Consider the following 16,030-nt stretch of genomic DNA (forward strand, 5'->3'; position numbering starts at 1 on the left):
GCCCCCATGCCCCGCCTGCTGATCGTCAAGACCGGAGACAGCTTTGCCGACGTGGCCCGCGACCACGGCGACTTCGAGACCCTCTTCCGGCGCGCCCTCGCAACAGCGCCGGCCGACATCCAGGTGGCGGTCCTCGATGCCCCACGCGCCGCGGCCCTGCCGCCGCTGGATGACATCGACGGCCTGCTGATCACCGGCTCCCATGCCATGGTCAGCCACGCCGAGCCCTGGAGCGAGGCGCTCAAGCCGTGGCTGGTGGAGGCGCGTGCCCGCGACATCGCCATGCTCGGCGTCTGCTACGGCCATCAGCTGATGGCCGCGGCCTTCGGTGGCACCAGCGACCTCCATCCCGCCGGCCGGGAGTCCGGCACCCGGGAGGTCACCCTGACCGAGGCCGGTCGCCGGGATCCGCTGCTGGGCGGCCTGCCGACCCGGTTCCGCGCCCACCTGAGCCACGCCCAGACGGTCCTCGCGGCACCGCCCGAGGCCTGCGTGCTGGCCGCCAACGACCACGACCCGCACCAGGCGCTGCGCCATGGCCCCCGCCAGTGGAGCGTGCAGTTCCATCCCGAGTTCACCCCGGCGGTGATGCGCGCCTATCTCGCCCACCAGCGGCAGGCCCTGCAGGACCAAGGTGAGGCGCCGGAACGCCTGATCGCCGAGGTGACCGCCACGCCGGAGGCGACCGGCCTGCTGTTGCGCTTCGCCGAGCTCGTATCCGCTGACACGAGGCTCGAGCGCGCCTGACCCCAGGCCCGGGAGGACACCTTCCCCCGCCAGACACGACAGCGCCCCGCCGGAGAAACACGGCGGGGCGCTGTCGCGTGTCCATCGCGCGCTCGTCAGTGGCGCTCGCCCACCGGCGGTGCAGGATCGCCTCGCTCGATGCTGCGCTCGGCGGCAACGTCGCGCAGGCGCCGGGTGTCCGGAGCCCCCTCGGCGGCCTTGCGGCGCTGGCGGTAGAGGTCACGCAGGCTGCTGACCAGCATGGCGGCGACGATCATGCCTCCGCCCACGAACGCCAGGGTGGCCGGTACCTCACCGACCCACCACCACACCAGCAAGGTACCCGCCAGGGTCTCGACCAGCATCACCAGGCTGACCTCGGCGCCGGGCAGATAGCGAGCACCGGTCTGGATCAGGAAATAGGCGAGCGGCAGTAGCAGCCCCATCAGCGCCAGGCGCTGCATGTCCTCGCCCCCGGGCAACTGGACGCCGCCCAACAGTGCGGCGGGCACCAGCATCGCCAGGCAGCCCAGCGGCAGCACCACGGTGGTGTCGACACCGCGCTGACGACTGCCGCGCTGGGCACTGGCCACCGTGGTATTGACCGCGATGGACACCGGAATGATCAGCGCCACCGCCAGGCCCAGCAGGCTCCCCTGCCCCACCTCCCCGGCAGCCATCAGGCTGGCCCCGGTGACGCATATAGCGATCACCACCCAGGTCTGGCGCCGCAGCCGCTGGCCGAAGAACAGCATGCCGATCAGCCCCGCCACCAGCGGTGCCAGGTTGATCATCACCAGCACGTTGCCCGCCGAGGTCAGGCGGGTGGCCCCGACGAAGGCCCAGGCGCTCGCAGCGAACGCCAACGGACACCACAGCGCGGCCGGGCCGCAGGCACGCACCGCCTGGCCCAGGCGCTGGCGGTAGCGCGCGGCGGCAATCAGCAACAGCACCAGGCCAAGCATCAGCCCGCGCCAGAACATGAAGGTGGCCACGTCCACCGAGGTGTCCTTGACCAGCAGCGCATCCGGCGAGAGCAGCAGCACGCCGGTCATGGTGATCAGGTAGCCGCGCAGCCGAAACGGCAGCCGCTTCCACATGGGGGATCCTCCTTTCATGGCGGAGGTGTCAGGAGCACCAACGACGACAGGCCGGAGCAAGCTCCGGCCTGTCGATGAGGCAGCGGGGAACCGCCCGGCGGGCGGCTACCGTTGGCTCAGGCGCTGGTGCGGCGGCGAATCGGCGCGTCACCGTCCTGGCGACGACGCGGGGCACGCTCGGGCGCACCCTTGTCCTCGCTGATCTCCAGCGGGCGACCGGCGACGCGGGCGCGGGCCATCTTGCTCAGGATACTCTCCGGCAGCGAGCTCGGCAGTTCGACCACCGAGAAGGCGGTGCGGATGTCGATGCGGCCGATGCGGCTGCCCTCGATGCCGCCCTCGTTGGCGAGTGCCCCGACCAGCTGGCCGGGCTTGACGCCATCCTGGTGGCCCACGGCGACGCGATAGCGGGTCATGCCCTCGCGCGGCGTGCTGTCGCGACGCTTCGGCTTGGCATCGCGCGGGTTGCGATCATTGCGCTCGGCACGCGGTGCCTGCAGGCGACCGATCGGGGCCTCGTCGGCACGCGCCATGCGCGCGAAGGCACAGGCCAGCTCGATGGGATCATGTCCCTCCTCGATCATCCGCTCGACCAGGGCACGCTGCTCGTCGGCACCGGCGGTCAGGGCGGCGACCACGCGCTGGTGGAAGATCTCATCACGATGGGCGCGGATGGCGGCCTCGTCGGGCACGGCCATCTCGGTCATCTTCTGGCCGGTAGCCTGCTCAAGCCAGCCCACCTTGCGACCCTCGCGGAAGCCGACGAAGGTGATGGCGATGCCGGTGCGCCCGGCACGACCGGTACGGCCGATGCGGTGGGTATAGGCCTCGGCGTCCTGGGGCAGGTCGTAGTTGATGATGTGGGTCAGGCGCGACACATCCAGGCCGCGGGCGGCCACGTCGGTGGCGATCAGTATGTCGATCTTGCCACGCTTGAGGCGCGTGATGGTGCGCTCGCGCAGGCTCTGGTCCAGGTCACCGGAGAGGCTGGCGACGTTCATGCCACGGGCGGAGAGCTGCTCCATCAGGGTGGTGCAGGCGGCACGGGTGCGCACGAAGACGATGGCCCCGTCGACCGGCTCGACCTCGAGGATGCGCGCCAGCGCCTCCTGCTTGGCGCCACCGTCGACCCGCACCATGCGCTGTTCGATGCTGGCGGCGGTCCCGACCTTGGACTCGATGGCCACCTTGACCGGGTCGACCAGGTAGCGGTTGACGATACGCTCGATCTCGGCCGGCAGGGTGGCGGAGAAGAACACCCGCTGGGCGTCCTTCGGGGTGTCGGCCACCACGCGCTTGACGTCGTCGATGAAGCCCATGCGCAGCATCTCGTCGGCCTCGTCGAGCACCAGGGCGGAGAGGCCGTCGAGCTTGAGGCTGCCGCGATCCAGGTGATCGATGACCCGGCCCGGGGTCCCCACCACCACCTGGGCGCCACGGCGCAGCGCGGAGAGCTGCTCGCGGTACTCCTGGCCGCCGCACAGGGTCGCGACTTCCAGGCCCTTGAGATTCTGGCCGTACTTGCTGAAGGAGACGGCCACCTGCTGGGCCAGCTCACGGGTCGGCGCCAGCACCAGCACCTGGGGCTCGCGGCGGGTCAGCTCGAGGCGAGACAGCAGCGGCAGGGCGAAGGCAGCGGTCTTGCCGGTGCCGGTCTGGGCCTGGCCCAGCATGTCACGTCCTTCCAGCAGCGCAGGGATGGTCTGCGCCTGGATCGGTGACGGGGTCTCGTAGCCCTGGGATTCCACGGCAGAGAGCACGGCGGGCAGCAGGGCCAGATCGCCGAAGCTCGGCGAGGCGACAGAAGTCGAGGTCATTAATCACACCTTGGTAGGCCGACGGGGCCGGCAGAAATTCAGTGGCGTCCCTGACGCGTGCAATACGCTCAGGCATCTGGGTTCCGTCCAACGGAGCGTCAGATGAGGAAATCGGAGTCGGGGACGCCGGTCGCACCTGGCATTCGATCCACGCCATCGGGGATGGCCGGTGAACCGCTGTGGCGACCGTTTGCGCCGATCTCGCCCGGGTGGCGTGATCTCGGCGGCGCTCCATCTACACAATTCGAACGCGTGTGGGTCAGTGCTTGTCACTGGGCCCGGCGTTTCGGCGCCCACCTGCCTGGGGCAGCGTGGCGTCGTCATGATGGTGGGGTCAACACATGCGAGGAGCGCGCATGCTACCATCGTCGACTGCTACTGACCAGCCTTTTCGAGGCCCCTACCCCACCGGGAGTGCTGCATGCCGAATCTGTGGGTCGATGCCGATGCCTGCCCCAGGGTGGCGCGCGAGATCATCGTGCGCGCCGCCGAACGTACCGCCACGCCGACCTGGTTCGTGGCCAACCATGCGGTGCCGCTGCCGCCCTCGCGATGGGTCAAGGGCCTGGCAGTGAGCCAGGGCTTCGATGCCGCGGACAACGAGATCGTCGAGCGCCTCCAGTCGGGCGACCTGCTGATCACCTCGGACCTGCCGCTGGCCCTGGAGGCCATCGAGCGCGGCGCCAGGGTGATGACTACCCGCGGCGAGTCGCTGGATGCCAACAATATCCGCGCCCGGGTGCAGATGAGGGATTTCATGGAGACCTTAAGAGCCAGCGGCCAGCATACCGGCGGCCCCAGCGGCTACTCCGATGCCGACCGCCGGGAGTTCGCCAATGCGCTGGATCGGTGGTTGGCAAAGAATTCCCGACATTGAGGCCGCCGCTTCGCGGCGGATCGCGCTGCAAGCAGCGCTCCTAAAGGGTGCGGAGCCTCTGGACAGGTTGTCGTAGGAGCTTTGCTCGCAAAGCGATTGGCGTGCGCTGAGGACCGCCCTTGGACCTTGGCGCTCGGCGCTCGGTGCTCGGCGCTTGCAGCTTACCCCTTTTCCCGGATCCCCTTGCCCGGCAGACGCTCGCGGTCATGCGGCCGGTCCAGCTCGAGCAGCGGGCCGTAGGGCACGATGCCGGTCGGATTGATGGTGGCGTGGCTGGCGTAGTAGTGGCGCTTGATCTGGTCGAAGTCCACAGTCTCGGCAATGGCTGGCCACTGGTAGAGCTCGCGCACGTAGTTGGCGAGGTTCGGGTAGTCCTCAATGCGCCTCAGGTTGCACTTGAAGTGGCCGTGATAGACGGCATCGAAGCGTATCAGGGTAGTGAACAGCCGAATGTCGGCCTCGGTGAACCACTCGCCGGCCAGGTAGCGGTGCTCCGCCAGGCGAGCCTCCATGCGGTCGAGCGCCTCGAAGAGCGCCACCACATGCTTCTCGTAGACCGCCTGCTCGGTGGCGAAGCCGGACTTGTAGACGCCATTGTTGATGTGGTCGTAGACGTCGGCGTTGACGTCATCGATGGTCTCGCGCAAGTCCTCGGGATAGAGGTCCAGGTGGTTGCCGGTCAGCCCGTCGAAGGCACCGTTGAGCATCCTCAGCAGGTCCGCGGACTCGTTGTTGACGATGCGCCCCGAGGACTTGTCCCAGAGCGCCGGCACGGTGACGCGTCCCGTGTAATGGGGATCGGTCAGGGTGTAGAGCTGGTGGTGGAAGTCCACGCCGTTGACCGGGTCTCCGCTCGAGCCCTCGTCCTCGCGATAGGTCCAGCCCTGATCCAGCATCAGCGGGCTGACGTGGGAGACCCCGATGGACGCCTCGAGCCCCTTGAGCCGGCGCATGATCAGCACGCGATGCGCCCAGGGACAGGCCAGCGACACATAGAGGTGGTAGCGGCCCGCCTCGGCGGCCAGGCCCGGCTGGCCGTCGGGCCCCGGGCTGCCATCCGGGGTGATCCAGTCGCGCAGCTTGGCGGATTCACGCACGAATTCGCCGCCGTGCTTGCCGGTGTCATACCACTGGTCATGCCAGGTGCCGTCGATCAGAAGCCCCATGGGTCATCTCCTTGAATGCCGGTGAGCGAGTGCTCGATAACGAGGATGCCCCCAGCATAAGGCGAAACCGTCGACGCTCAAGCGCAGGTTTTGCGCCTCATCATTCGACGGCTTCGAATGGTTGCTCCGGCGCGCAGGCCGCCACCGCCGCCTTCAGGGCCTCGGCCAGGGCGTGGGTCGCCGGTCCTGCCCGGTCCCGGTCGCGGTGGATCAGCTGCACCGGATACTCGCGGCTACCCCCGGCGGCCAGCGGCAACCGCGCGAGGCGCCCCTCGGCCAGCGCCTGGCGCAGGCGGGTCTCGGGAACCCAGGCGAAACCCAGGCCGCGCTCGAGCATGTCGATGGAGGTCTGCAGGTGGCTCACCGTCCAGCGCTGCTCCGCCTTGAGCCAGCCGGCATCCATGGACTGGCGCAGGGCGGAGTCGCGCACCACCAGCTGCCGGTGCTGCTCGAGGTCGCGCAGGTCGAGCGGGCGCCCCAGGCGGTGCAGCGGGTGATCGGGATGGGCCACGGCCACGAAGTGCACCCTGACCAGCGGCTCGCCCAGGAAGCCCTGGGCCGAGATGCCCGAGACCACCAGGTCGGCGCTGCCGTCATAGAGCATCTCGATGCCGCCGTTGAGCACCGTCTCATGGAGCTGCACGCGCACATGGGGGTAGGACGCCGAGAAGACCTCCAGCGCCCGGGCCAGGGCGTCGGGAGGAAAGATCTGGTCGACGGCGAGCACCACCTCCGCCTCGAGCCCTTCGGCCAGGCGATTCGCCACATCCTCCAGCGAGGCGGCATTCTCGAGCAGCTGACGGGCGCGGCGCAGCAGCAGCTCACCGGCCTCGGTAAGACGCACCTGCCGGCCCACCGGCTCCATCACCGCCACCCCGAGCTGTTCCTCGAGCTTGTGCACGGCGTGGTTCAGGGTCGAGGGGCTCTTGTGGATCGCCTCGGCGGCACGGGCAAAGCCGCCATGGTCGACCACGGCCGCCAGCATCTGCCATTGGGCCAGGGTGACACGGGACATTTCGAATTCCTCGAATCAATAGAGCAAAACGTTGCGCTTAATTTTCGAAAAATCCGACCTAAAATGCCAGTCAAACCTTACAAGACCGGAGACACCCCATGGCCCCCACCCCGTCTACCCGACAGGTCGACCGGATAGTGAACAGCCAGCCGAGCCAGGACGGTGACGGCGTCAGGATCCAGCGCATCCACGACTTCGGTGGAGGGCTCGACCCCTTCCTGATGCTCGACGAGCTGGGTTCCGACCGGCCGGATGACTATATCGGCGGCTTCCCGCCCCACCCCCACCGCGGCATCCAGACCCTGACCTACGTGATCCACGGCGGGCTGACCCATGAGGACCACATGGGCCACTCGAGCACCATCCGGGCCGGCGATGCCCAGTGGATGCACACCGGCCGCGGCATCATCCACTCGGAGATGCCGCTGACCGACCAGCAGGGCCTCCACGCCTTCCAGCTGTGGCTGAACCTGGCGGCCCGGGACAAGCTGAGCCCGGCCACCTACCGCGACGTGCGCGGCGCAGAGATGCCGACGCTGAGCGGCCAGGACGCCAGTCTCGTCGCCCTGGGCGGGCGCTGGCAGGACACCGCCGGCGAGAGCGTCACGGGCCCCCTGGAGGCCCTGGCCGGCCAGGGCGCGGTGGCTCATGCCCGGCTGGCGACCGGGGGCGAGCTCAGGCTAGCCGCCGAGGCCAGCACACTGCTGGTATACGTTTTCAAGGGCAGCCTCGAGATCGCCGGCACCCCGGTGGCCCAGGGCCGGCTCGCCCGCCTCGGCAGCGGCGAGCGGCTCGCACTGACCAGCCGAGAAGGCGCCGAAGCCCTGCTGCTGGCCGGGGAACCTCATGGCGAGCCGATTGCCCATTACGGCCCCTTCGTGATGAACGCACACGAAGAGCTTGAGCAGGCGCTCGGGGACTACCGCGACGGCACCCTCACCGGCTGATCGACACCCACTGAATGACATCTCACCCGGGCCGGGGTTGAAATTCCCCGGTCCGGCGTGTCCAATGTCCACTTAACAAACAGCGTTCGCGCCCCTGCTCCGATACCTCCTCGCCACGTGGGGGCGGATGGTAGGCCGCTCCTGTATGCCCGTACAGACTAGGCATCCCATACATCATGGGGTATGGTTCAGATGCCATTTTTTTATTTCCTTTTCATCTGTCACGGCCCGTTACCCATGATGCGAATCCTCCATTCGCTGCCCCGCACCCACAAGCTGCTACTGTTACCTGTTGCCACCATGGTCACCGTGCTGGGCGCACAGAAGATCGTCACCTCCTTCGAAGATGTCCAGCGTGAGAGCCAGACGCTCGACACCGTCCTCGTTCCCCTCGATGCCGATGCCAGCCCCGGCCTGCCTTCGCTGCGCACGGAGCGAACCCCGTTCGCCGACGCCATCGAGATGGCCACCCGAGCCCTCGACGCCACTCGCGGCCATGTCCCGCTCTCCGAGCTCACCGCCTCGGAGATCGTCGATATCGACCTCGTCACCTCGGCCAAGGCCAGTCGTGCCGAACGCGAGATTCCCGAGACCCTTGCCCTGCCCGCCCGGCATGAGGAGACCGCGGGCGGCGATAGCGGGCTGCTGGCGGACGGCGGCGACGGTCTCGATGATGGCGCCCTGCACATGGCGGTGGTCATCGGGACCATCGCTGGCGGCATGCTCGATCATGACGGCGCGCTGGTTGCCGATGCCACCTCCTACGAGGAGGTCTCCGAGGACGAGCTGGCACTCTTCGACGAGGGCCCGATCCAGCTGGAGGAGGAGATCGCCGCCAACGAGCCCTACGTGCCGGAGTGGAACACCTACGAAGTCCAGGCGGGCGACACCTTCGCGATCATGGCGCAGAACCATCTCGGCATGGGCTACAGCGAGGTGATGAACCTGCTGGAGCGCCTGCCCGAGCCGCGGCTCCTGACCCACTGGCGGCAGGGCAACCGCTTCGAGTACCAGCTCGACGAGGAAGGGCGCCTGCTCTCCCTGCGCCTGATGAAGAACGCCCGGGACGGCTTTCTGGTCGAGCGCCAGGATGACGGCTTCGAGGTCGCCACCATCGAACGCGCCGGCGAGGCCACCCAGCGCCTCTTCGCCGGCAGCATCAGCGGCAGCTTCGCACGCTCGGCCAAGGCCACCGGCCTGACCAGCGCCGAGGTCTCGGAACTTTCCCGGGTCCTGGAAAAGAAACTCGACTTCCGCCGCGACACCCGTCGCGGCGATCGCTTTCAGGTGCTCGTGGAGTCCGACATCATCGACGGCGAGAGCCTCGACCCGCGGGTGCTGGCGGTACAGTACCAAGGCGAGCGCATGGACCTCACCCTGGTGCGCAACCCGGAGGACAACCGCTTCTACACCCCGGACGGCAAGAGCCTCGACCCGGCCTTCAACCGCTACCCCTTCGAGGGTCGCTACCGGCTCAGCTCGCACTTCAACCCGCGCCGCAAGCACCCGGTCACCGGCCGCATCAGCCCCCACAAGGGCACCGACTTCGCCATGCCGATCGGCAGCGCCGTCCAGGCCCCCGCCAATGGCCGCGTGGAGAAGGTCGGCAACCATCCGGCGGCCGGCCGCTACGTGGTGATCCGCCACGACAACGGCTACAAGACCCGCTACCTGCACCTCTCCAAGCCGCTGGTCAGCAATGGCCAGCGCGTCGCCATGGGCGAGCGCATTGCGCTGTCCGGCAACACCGGGCGCAGCACCGGCCCTCACTTGCACTACGAGGTCCTGGTCAACAACAGCCAGGTGAATGCCATGAAGGTGGCGCTGCCCGAGAACCAGAGCCTCCAGGGCGAGCGGCTGGTCGCCTTCCAGCGCCAGGCAGAACCCGTGCTGGCCGCCCTGCAGAGCGGCGAGACCGGCACCGTGGTCGCCAGCACCGGCGAGGTGGACGCGACCGACGACGAGGGCTAAGCCCCGCCGCCACCACCTTTCCGCGCCCCGCCCTCGAGCGGGGCGCGGTCGTTCGGGGGGGCGCCTACTGCCGGCGGGACGCCCGGGGTACACTGGCGCCCCCAAGGATCGGAGAGCCTCGGCGTGTCCTCACCCCATGCCCACCCCCGGCCAGCCGCGCCGCCCGAGCGTCGCCTGGCCAGCTTCCTCGGCGTCTTCCGCTACAGCCACCGTGCCCTGGCGCTGGTCTGGCAGACCTCCCGCCCCCTTACCCTGGGGCTGGCGCTCTGCACCCTGGTCGCCGGCGTACTGCCCGCGGTGGCGGCCTGGCTCGGCCAGCTGATCGTCGACTCGGTGGTGGCGGCCATGGCCCACCATGCCGAGACCGGTGAAGTCGACTGGTGGGGGGTGCTGCGCTACGTGCTGGCCGAGGCGGGGGTGATCGCCATCATCGCCATGGCCCAGCGCGGCCTATCGGCCCAGCAGTCGCTGCTGCGCGCCCTGCTCGGCCAGAAGGTCAACGTGATGATCCTCGAGAAGGCCGGCACCCTCTCCCTCGAGCAGTTCGAGGACTCCGAGTTCTATGACAAGCTGACCCGGGCCCGCCGCGAGGCCTCGACGCGCCCCCTGGGCCTGGTCAACAAGACCTTTGGCCTCGCCCAGAACGCCATCTCGCTGGCCAGTTTCGGCGTGCTGCTGGTGCAATTCTCGCCCTGGGCGCTGCTCGTGCTGGTGATCGGCGCCCTGCCGGTGTTCGTCTCGGAGGCCAAGTTCTCCGGCGATGCCTTCCGGCTGTTCCGCTGGCGCTCGCCACAGACCCGCATGCAGATGTACCTGGAGACGGTGCTGGCCCGGGAGGACAGCATCAAGGAGGTCAAGCTGTTCGGCCTGGAGCCGCTGCTGCTGGAGCGCTACCGGAGCATCTTCGAGACCCTCTACGACGAGGATCGTCGCCTGACGCTGCGCCGAGAGACCTGGGGCTTCCTGCTCGGGCTGCTGGGCACCCTGGCCTTCTACGCCGCCTACGCCTGGGTGGTGGCGGAGACCGTCACCGGGCGACTGACCCTGGGCGAGATGACCATGTACCTGATGGTCTTCAAGCAGGGCCAGGCGGCGCTCTCGGCGAGCCTCACGGCGATCGGCGGCATGTACGAGGACAACCTCTACCTCTCGAACCTCTACGAGTACCTGGAACAGCCGGTACCCGCCGAGCGCGGAACCCTGACCGCGGGAGCGCGCCCCGGCGAAGGCATCCGCTTCAAGGACGTGGGCTTCACCTATCCCGGGGCCGAGTCGCCGGCCCTCTCGCGCATCTCGCTGCACCTGCGCCCGGGCGGGAGCCTCGCCCTGGTGGGGGCCAACGGCTCGGGCAAGACCACCCTGATCAAGCTGTTGACCCGCCTCTACGAGCCCACCGAAGGGCGCATCCTGCTCGATGGCAGTGACCTGCGCGACTGGGAGGTCCAAGCGCTGCGCCGGCGCATCGGGGTGATCTTCCAGGACTTCGTGCGCTACCAGATGAAGGTGGGCGAGAACCTCGGGGCCGGGGACGTCGCCGCCTTCACCGACGAGGCCCGCTGGCAGGCGGCCGCCCGCCGCGGCCTGGCCGACGAGTTCATCGCCGGGATGCCCGGCGGCTACCACACCCAGTTGGGGCGCTGGTTCAAGGGCGGCCAGGAGCTCTCGGGGGGCCAGTGGCAGAAGATCGCCCTCTCCCGGGCCTACATGCGCGAGGGCGCCGACATCCTGGTGCTCGACGAGCCGACGGCGGCCATGGACGCCGCGGCCGAGGCGGCCGTCTATGCCGACTTCCGCGAGCACAGCCGCGATCGCATGACCATCCTGATCTCGCACCGCTTCTCGACGGTGCGCGCCGCCGACTGGATCCTGGTGATCGACGGCGGCGAGATCCTCGAGCAGGGCGACCATGAACACCTGATGGCCGCCAACGGCCGCTATGCCCGGCTGTTCCGGCTCCAGGCCCGGGGCTACCGCTGAGCCGGTCATGGGGCCAACCGCTCCCGGCGGAGGGCTCGCTACCCGCTCAGGGGGCGATCCAGGGCCAGCAGCAGGGCGGCGTCGCGCCGATAGACGTCCGGCCGGAAGACCAGTTCGCCATCCTCGCCGGGGTGCACCGTCCAGTAGTGCAGGATTACCGGTACGGGACGCTCGAGATGAATGTTGCGGGTCGCGCCCTCGGCGACCAGCGAGGCCACATGGGCGGGGGTGCCGGTATCGTCGAAGAGGTGCTGGGCCAGTTCGAGCACCCCCTGCACGCGGATGCAGCCGGAGCTGAAGGCCCGCTGCTCGCTGGCGAAGAGGCCCTGGGCGGGGGTGTCGTGAAGGTAGACGAGATGCTCGTTGGGAAAGCGCAGCACGACGCGGCCCAGGGCATTCTGCGGGCCGGGCCGCTGGCGAAGCATGATATTGCCCGGCCGGGACCAGTCGACCTCACGGGGGTCGAGACGCTGACCGGAGGGTCCCAGCACCATGAGCTCCTCCCGCCACAGGTAGCCGAGGTCGCGGCGCACCTTGGGCAGCACGTCCTCGCGCAGGATGGTCGGCGGCACCGTCCAGGTAGGGTTGAGGGTCAGGTGGGTGATCGCCGAGCGCAGCGAGGGGGTGCGGCGATAGGGGCGTCCCACCACGATGCGCGAGCGCCACACCCGACCATCGGGACGGAAGTAGCTGATCCGGTAGCCGGCGATGTCGACCAGGACGAAGGAGTCCGGCAGGCCGTGGAGCAGCCAGCGGGCACGCTCCAGATTGACGCGGATCTGGTCGATGCGCTCGACCACCGGCACGTTCAGGGCCTCCCGGGTCCGGGGGCCGACGATGCCGTCCACCTCGAGCAGGTGGCGGCGCTGGAAACGCTTCACGGCTTCCACCAGGGCATCATCGTAGCGGCGCGGCTCCGCGTCGCCCGACTCGACCCCGGCAAAGAGGTCGGCCACCATCACCTCCAGCTCGCCGATGATCGCCAGGCGCTCGCGCAGCAGAGGCACATCCTCGTGGAGTTCCCCCGGGCGCAGCGACTGCTGTCGTTGCGGCAGCCTTGGCCAGCCGCCCTGCCGCTCGATATGGCGGTAGCGGGCCAGTCCCGCGCGCAGGCGCTCGTAGGGGGCCGCCGAGGGACGTGCCAGGGCAAAGGCCTGCTCGAAGCGCTGTACATCCACCGCCCGCGACACCGCGGCCAGGTCCAGGGGCGGCGCGTCGATGGGCACCTCCCAGTCCGGGTCGATGCGCTGCGGATCCACCTTGCCGCGCTGGAGGTGGCGCAGGGCCGTCAGCAGGACGCGGCTGGCCTGCAGGTCGAAGCGCGCCCTGGAGGCCGGCGTCTGCCCCTCGGCCTGCACCTGGCGGTGTCCCGCCACCAGCGCATCCGGTCGGTAGTCCTGCGGGGTCAGGCCATCGGCCTCCAGGCTGCGCAGGGCCGCGGCAAAGCCGGTGACGGTCTCGGCCTCCTGCCAGGCGGGCCGCCCCTCTCGCGCGGCGTAGAAGTCCTGCAAGCCACCCCCCTCCTCGGCCAGTTGCTCGGCGAGGGCATCGGCCACGGTGGCCTCCCCCTCCTCGGCAAGGGCCCAGCCACTCATCGAGAACAGCATCCCCACCACGAGAATCAGTGGCGTCAATCCTTTGGCTGATGGCATGGGGCCTGGCTCCTGCGTTGAGAATGGGGTCTGGTCATCATGTTTTCCTTGGTCATAATAGTGCCCGACATGGGGCCGCAGGGAAGCCGACCCCTCTCGCGCCTGAACGCCTGCCATCGGGAATGGCCGACGACCGGGCCCAGCATGCCACACGACAGGTTTCCCGAATGCCGATCTCCTTCCCGAATCGATGGCTTCCCGGCACCGCCCTTTGTGGCGCGCTGCTGCTGGGCACGCCGCCCGCACTGGCCGGCGACGACTTCCTGGCCCAGGCCTACACGCCCGACACGCTGCACCAGCGACTCCTGGACCAGACCCTCACCCGGCTGGCACCCGACGCCGACCCCCGGGTCCTGCGCCTGGCGGCCCGCGCGCTCTCCTGCGCCGACCCCGACGCCGAACGCCTGGCGGTGATCGACTTCTCGCTGCCCTCCACCGAGCCGCGCCTATGGGTCTTCGACCTGCAGCGCCGCCAGTTGCTGTTCGAGGAACTGGTTTCCCACGGCCAGGGCTCCGGCAATGCCATGGCCGAGACCTTCTCCAACGTCCCGGAAAGCCACCAGTCCAGCATCGGCCTGTTCCGCACCATGAACAGCTACCAGGGCCGCAACGGCTACTCGCTCCGCCTGGAGGGCCTCGAGCCCGGCGTCAACCACCTGGCCTACGAGCGCGCCATCGTCATCCATGGTGCCGACTATGTCAGCGAGGCCTTCATCGAGCAGACTGGCCGCCTCGGCCGCAGCCATGGCTGCCCGGCGGTTCGCCAGGAGGTCGCCGCGCCGCTGATCGACAGCATCAAGGAGGACCAGTACCTCTTCACCTACTACCCCGATCCGGAATGGCTGGCGAGCTCGGACTTCTTCCACTGTGATCGTGACGAGGCGCAACTGGCCCTGAACTGACCCGCGTCCTGCCATGGTGCCACCGCCGGCGGCACCATGGCAGGGCACACCGACCTCTCCTGCCCTCTCGCGGCAGCGACCACTGCACCTCACATCGTTCCTGCTCGTAAACTCCTGATTTTAATTTATCTGCCATGCTCAGGATGGTCTGTTTGGCATGGCGCCCTCCAACGAGGCCCAGGGAATGGCAAACGGCGCGCGACATCCTCGATAGCGACGGCAATGCCGGGGGAGCCAGTGTTGCGTTGAGCGCCAGAATTGCAGCCATGTCGAGGAGTGGGCCATGCTGGAAATTCACGGGTCACCGGCACAGGAGAGGACGATGCAGCATCGCGTATTACTGATTACCGGGGCGTCGAGCGGGATCGGCGCCGCCACGGCCAGGGCCGCCTCGCGGGAGGGCTACAAGCTGGTGCTGGCCGCCCGCTCCCGGGAGAAGCTCACGGCACTGGCCGAGGAGCTGGGCCCGGAGAACGTGCTCGCCATCGGCTGTGACGTCACCTCCATGGATGACCAGCAGGCCATGGTCGAGCAGGCCATGGAACGCTTCGGTCGTCTCGATGCCGTGTTCGCCAACGCGGGACGCGGCGGCTCGCCGGGAGGCTTCAGTGGCGCCGACCACGAGGCCTGGCGCGAGATGATCCTGACCAACATCTACGGCGTCGGGCTGACCCTGCAGGCCACCCTGCCGGCACTGCGTCGCAGCCGTGGTCACGTGCTGCTGACCGGGTCGGCCGCCGGCCGTGCCACCATCCCCGGCTCCATGTACGGCGCCACCAAGTGGGCAGTGAGCGGGATCGGCTACAACCTGCGCGAGGAGCTACGCGGCAGCGGCATCCGCGTGACCCTGATCGAGCCGGGGATGGTCAATACCCCCTTCTTCGACGAGCCCCCGGAGCACGCCCTGGAAGACCGTGACATCGCCAATGCGGTGACCTATGCCCTGGGGCAGCCGGAGCACGTGGATGTCAACGAGATCCTGATTCGTCCCACGCCGCCGCTGGAATGATCCGCAGCAAAGCACACGAATAACGCCTACCCCCAACCAGAGGCCTACCCCATGACACTCTCGATCGGTGACAGGATTCCGGACATCACCCTCAAGACCAATGGCCCCGATGGGCCACAGGACCTCTCAACCGGCGAGTTCTTCGCCGACCGGCGCGTGGTGCTCTTCGCCGTGCCCGGCGCCTTCACCCCCGGCTGCTCCAACACCCACATGCCCGGCTTCGTGGTGCGCGCCGATGACATCCTCGCCAGGGGCGCCGATGCCCTCGCCTGCCTCTCGGTGAACGACGCCTTCGTGATGGGCGCCTGGCAGAAGGACCAGAATGCCGAGGCGATCACCATGCTCGCCGACGGCAACGCCGAATTCACCCGTGCCATCGGCATGGACAAGGATGCCACGGCCGGCGGCATGGGCATCCGCAGCCACCGCTATGCCTTGATCGCCTATGACGGCGTGGTGGAGTATCTCGGCGTCGATACCGAGAAGGGCGTGGTGGACAAGAGCAGTGCCGAGACGATCCTCGACAGGCTTGGCTAGATTCCTCCTGCCACCTGTCTCATGGCCTGGCTGCTCCCCGCCCGTTACGGCAGCCAGGTCCTGACGTTCGAGTACCATTTTCCTGATAGCCTGTCAGCCCCTCCTTCCCCCCGAGCCACAAAAAAAAGAATGCAGCCCTCTGTTTAATCGAAATTTTTTCGGAAAAGCTGAGAAGGCTCATACTCTCCATGGGGCATCCACCGGTTCTGTAACATCACTTTACAATCGCTCAGGGCCGACCAACACTTACCGGGTCGCTCCCAGCACCATATTGCCGCCGTGCTCAGGGGGTAGGACCAGTTCATCTTCCGGCCAGTAGGCCAGTAGGCCAGTA

13 protein-coding genes are annotated in these 16,030 nt (G+C 68.4%); 8 read left to right on the top strand and 5 right to left on the bottom strand.

Features of this window, described 5'->3' with window-relative positions; all coding sequences use genetic code 11:
- Positions 1-6 precede the first annotated feature (6 nt).
- Entirely contained in the window at positions 7-747 is a 741-nt protein-coding gene (locus P8934_RS13545; protein WP_278031514.1) for a glutamine amidotransferase, read from the top strand.
- A gap of 95 nt (positions 748-842) precedes the next feature.
- On the opposite strand, the gene P8934_RS13550 is transcribed toward P8934_RS13545, so the two are convergent.
- Together P8934_RS13550 and P8934_RS13555 are read right to left on the bottom strand one after the other, a co-directional pair.
- Positions 843-1,826 carry a DMT family transporter gene (locus P8934_RS13550; RefSeq protein ID WP_278031515.1) on the bottom strand — a complete coding sequence of 328 codons (984 nt, stop codon included), beginning with the start codon at positions 1,824-1,826 and terminating at the stop codon, positions 843-845.
- Positions 1,827-1,942: 116 nt separating this feature from the next.
- On the bottom strand, positions 1,943-3,643 hold the full coding sequence (locus P8934_RS13555; protein WP_278031516.1) for a DEAD/DEAH box helicase: 1,701 nt from the start codon (positions 3,641-3,643) through the stop codon (positions 1,943-1,945).
- A 421-nt stretch (positions 3,644-4,064) separates the two neighbouring features.
- Here P8934_RS13555 and P8934_RS13560 point away from each other — a divergent pair, with 421 nt between their 5' ends.
- Positions 4,065-4,520 carry a YaiI/YqxD family protein gene (locus P8934_RS13560; RefSeq protein WP_278031517.1) on the top strand — a complete coding sequence of 152 codons (456 nt, stop codon included), beginning with the start codon at positions 4,065-4,067 and terminating at the stop codon, positions 4,518-4,520.
- 161 nt (positions 4,521-4,681) lie between these two features.
- Here P8934_RS13560 and P8934_RS13565 read toward each other — a convergent pair whose 3' ends face one another.
- Together P8934_RS13565 and P8934_RS13570 are read right to left on the bottom strand one after the other, a co-directional pair.
- On the bottom strand, positions 4,682-5,686 hold the full coding sequence (locus tag P8934_RS13565) for a glutathione S-transferase family protein (RefSeq protein WP_278031518.1): 1,005 nt from the start codon (positions 5,684-5,686) through the stop codon (positions 4,682-4,684).
- A 100-nt stretch (positions 5,687-5,786) separates the two neighbouring features.
- Positions 5,787-6,701, bottom strand: coding sequence for a LysR family transcriptional regulator (locus tag P8934_RS13570; protein ID WP_278031519.1), 915 nt, complete (start codon positions 6,699-6,701; stop codon positions 5,787-5,789).
- A 98-nt stretch (positions 6,702-6,799) separates the two neighbouring features.
- On the opposite strand from P8934_RS13570, the gene P8934_RS13575 reads away from it, so the two are divergent.
- The 3 genes from P8934_RS13575 (at position 6,800) to P8934_RS13585 (ending at position 11,596) form a co-directional block, all read left to right on the top strand.
- Positions 6,800-7,648, top strand: a complete 849-nt coding sequence (locus P8934_RS13575) for a pirin family protein (RefSeq protein ID WP_278031520.1) — start codon at positions 6,800-6,802, stop codon at positions 7,646-7,648.
- Between the two features lie 237 nt (positions 7,649-7,885).
- Positions 7,886-9,619 carry a peptidoglycan DD-metalloendopeptidase family protein gene (locus tag P8934_RS13580; RefSeq protein ID WP_278031521.1) on the top strand — a complete coding sequence of 578 codons (1,734 nt, stop codon included), beginning with the start codon at positions 7,886-7,888 and terminating at the stop codon, positions 9,617-9,619.
- Between the two features lie 123 nt (positions 9,620-9,742).
- Positions 9,743-11,596: an ABC transporter ATP-binding protein gene (locus P8934_RS13585; RefSeq protein WP_278031522.1), complete on the top strand. Its 1,854-nt coding sequence runs from the start codon at positions 9,743-9,745 to the stop codon at positions 11,594-11,596.
- Positions 11,597-11,634: 38 nt separating this feature from the next.
- Here P8934_RS13585 and P8934_RS13590 read toward each other — a convergent pair whose 3' ends face one another.
- A complete protein-coding gene (locus P8934_RS13590; RefSeq protein ID WP_278031523.1) occupies positions 11,635-13,248 on the bottom strand; it encodes a L,D-transpeptidase family protein in 1,614 nt (537 codons plus the stop codon).
- 167 nt (positions 13,249-13,415) lie between these two features.
- Between P8934_RS13590 and P8934_RS13595 the strand changes: the two genes are divergently transcribed.
- From P8934_RS13595 to P8934_RS13605, 3 genes are all read left to right on the top strand, one after another.
- The gene (locus P8934_RS13595) at positions 13,416-14,150 is read left to right on the top strand and encodes a murein L,D-transpeptidase catalytic domain family protein (RefSeq protein WP_278031524.1); all 735 of its coding nucleotides are present in this window, start codon (positions 13,416-13,418) and stop codon (positions 14,148-14,150) included.
- Between the two features lie 322 nt (positions 14,151-14,472).
- Entirely contained in the window at positions 14,473-15,159 is a 687-nt protein-coding gene (locus P8934_RS13600) for an SDR family oxidoreductase (RefSeq protein WP_278031525.1), read from the top strand.
- Between the two features lie 51 nt (positions 15,160-15,210).
- Entirely contained in the window at positions 15,211-15,696 is a 486-nt protein-coding gene (locus tag P8934_RS13605; protein ID WP_278031526.1) for a peroxiredoxin, read from the top strand.
- The last annotated feature ends 334 nt before the right edge of the window (positions 15,697-16,030 follow it).

Origin of the sequence: Halomonas sp. CKK8 (assembly GCF_029625235.1) — a bacterium.
In the GTDB taxonomy this organism is placed as follows: Bacteria; Pseudomonadota; Gammaproteobacteria; order Pseudomonadales; family Halomonadaceae; genus Halomonas; species Halomonas ventosae.

Coding starts and splice junctions, on each gene's coding strand:
- P8934_RS13595 (WP_278031524.1), top strand. CDS start 13,416: ATGCCGATCTCCTTCCCGAATCGATGGCTTCCCGGCACCGCCCTTTGT.
- P8934_RS13605 (WP_278031526.1), top strand. CDS start 15,211: ATGACACTCTCGATCGGTGACAGGATTCCGGACATCACCCTCAAGACC.
- P8934_RS13555 (WP_278031516.1), bottom strand. CDS start 3,643: ATGACCTCGACTTCTGTCGCCTCGCCGAGCTTCGGCGATCTGGCCCTG.
- P8934_RS13600 (WP_278031525.1), top strand. CDS start 14,473: ATGCAGCATCGCGTATTACTGATTACCGGGGCGTCGAGCGGGATCGGC.
- P8934_RS13560 (WP_278031517.1), top strand. CDS start 4,065: ATGCCGAATCTGTGGGTCGATGCCGATGCCTGCCCCAGGGTGGCGCGC.
- P8934_RS13550 (WP_278031515.1), bottom strand. CDS start 1,826: ATGTGGAAGCGGCTGCCGTTTCGGCTGCGCGGCTACCTGATCACCATG.
- P8934_RS13580 (WP_278031521.1), top strand. CDS start 7,886: ATGATGCGAATCCTCCATTCGCTGCCCCGCACCCACAAGCTGCTACTG.
- P8934_RS13590 (WP_278031523.1), bottom strand. CDS start 13,248: ATGCCATCAGCCAAAGGATTGACGCCACTGATTCTCGTGGTGGGGATG.
- P8934_RS13575 (WP_278031520.1), top strand. CDS start 6,800: ATGGCCCCCACCCCGTCTACCCGACAGGTCGACCGGATAGTGAACAGC.
- P8934_RS13565 (WP_278031518.1), bottom strand. CDS start 5,686: ATGGGGCTTCTGATCGACGGCACCTGGCATGACCAGTGGTATGACACC.
- P8934_RS13570 (WP_278031519.1), bottom strand. CDS start 6,701: ATGTCCCGTGTCACCCTGGCCCAATGGCAGATGCTGGCGGCCGTGGTC.
- P8934_RS13545 (WP_278031514.1), top strand. CDS start 7: ATGCCCCGCCTGCTGATCGTCAAGACCGGAGACAGCTTTGCCGACGTG.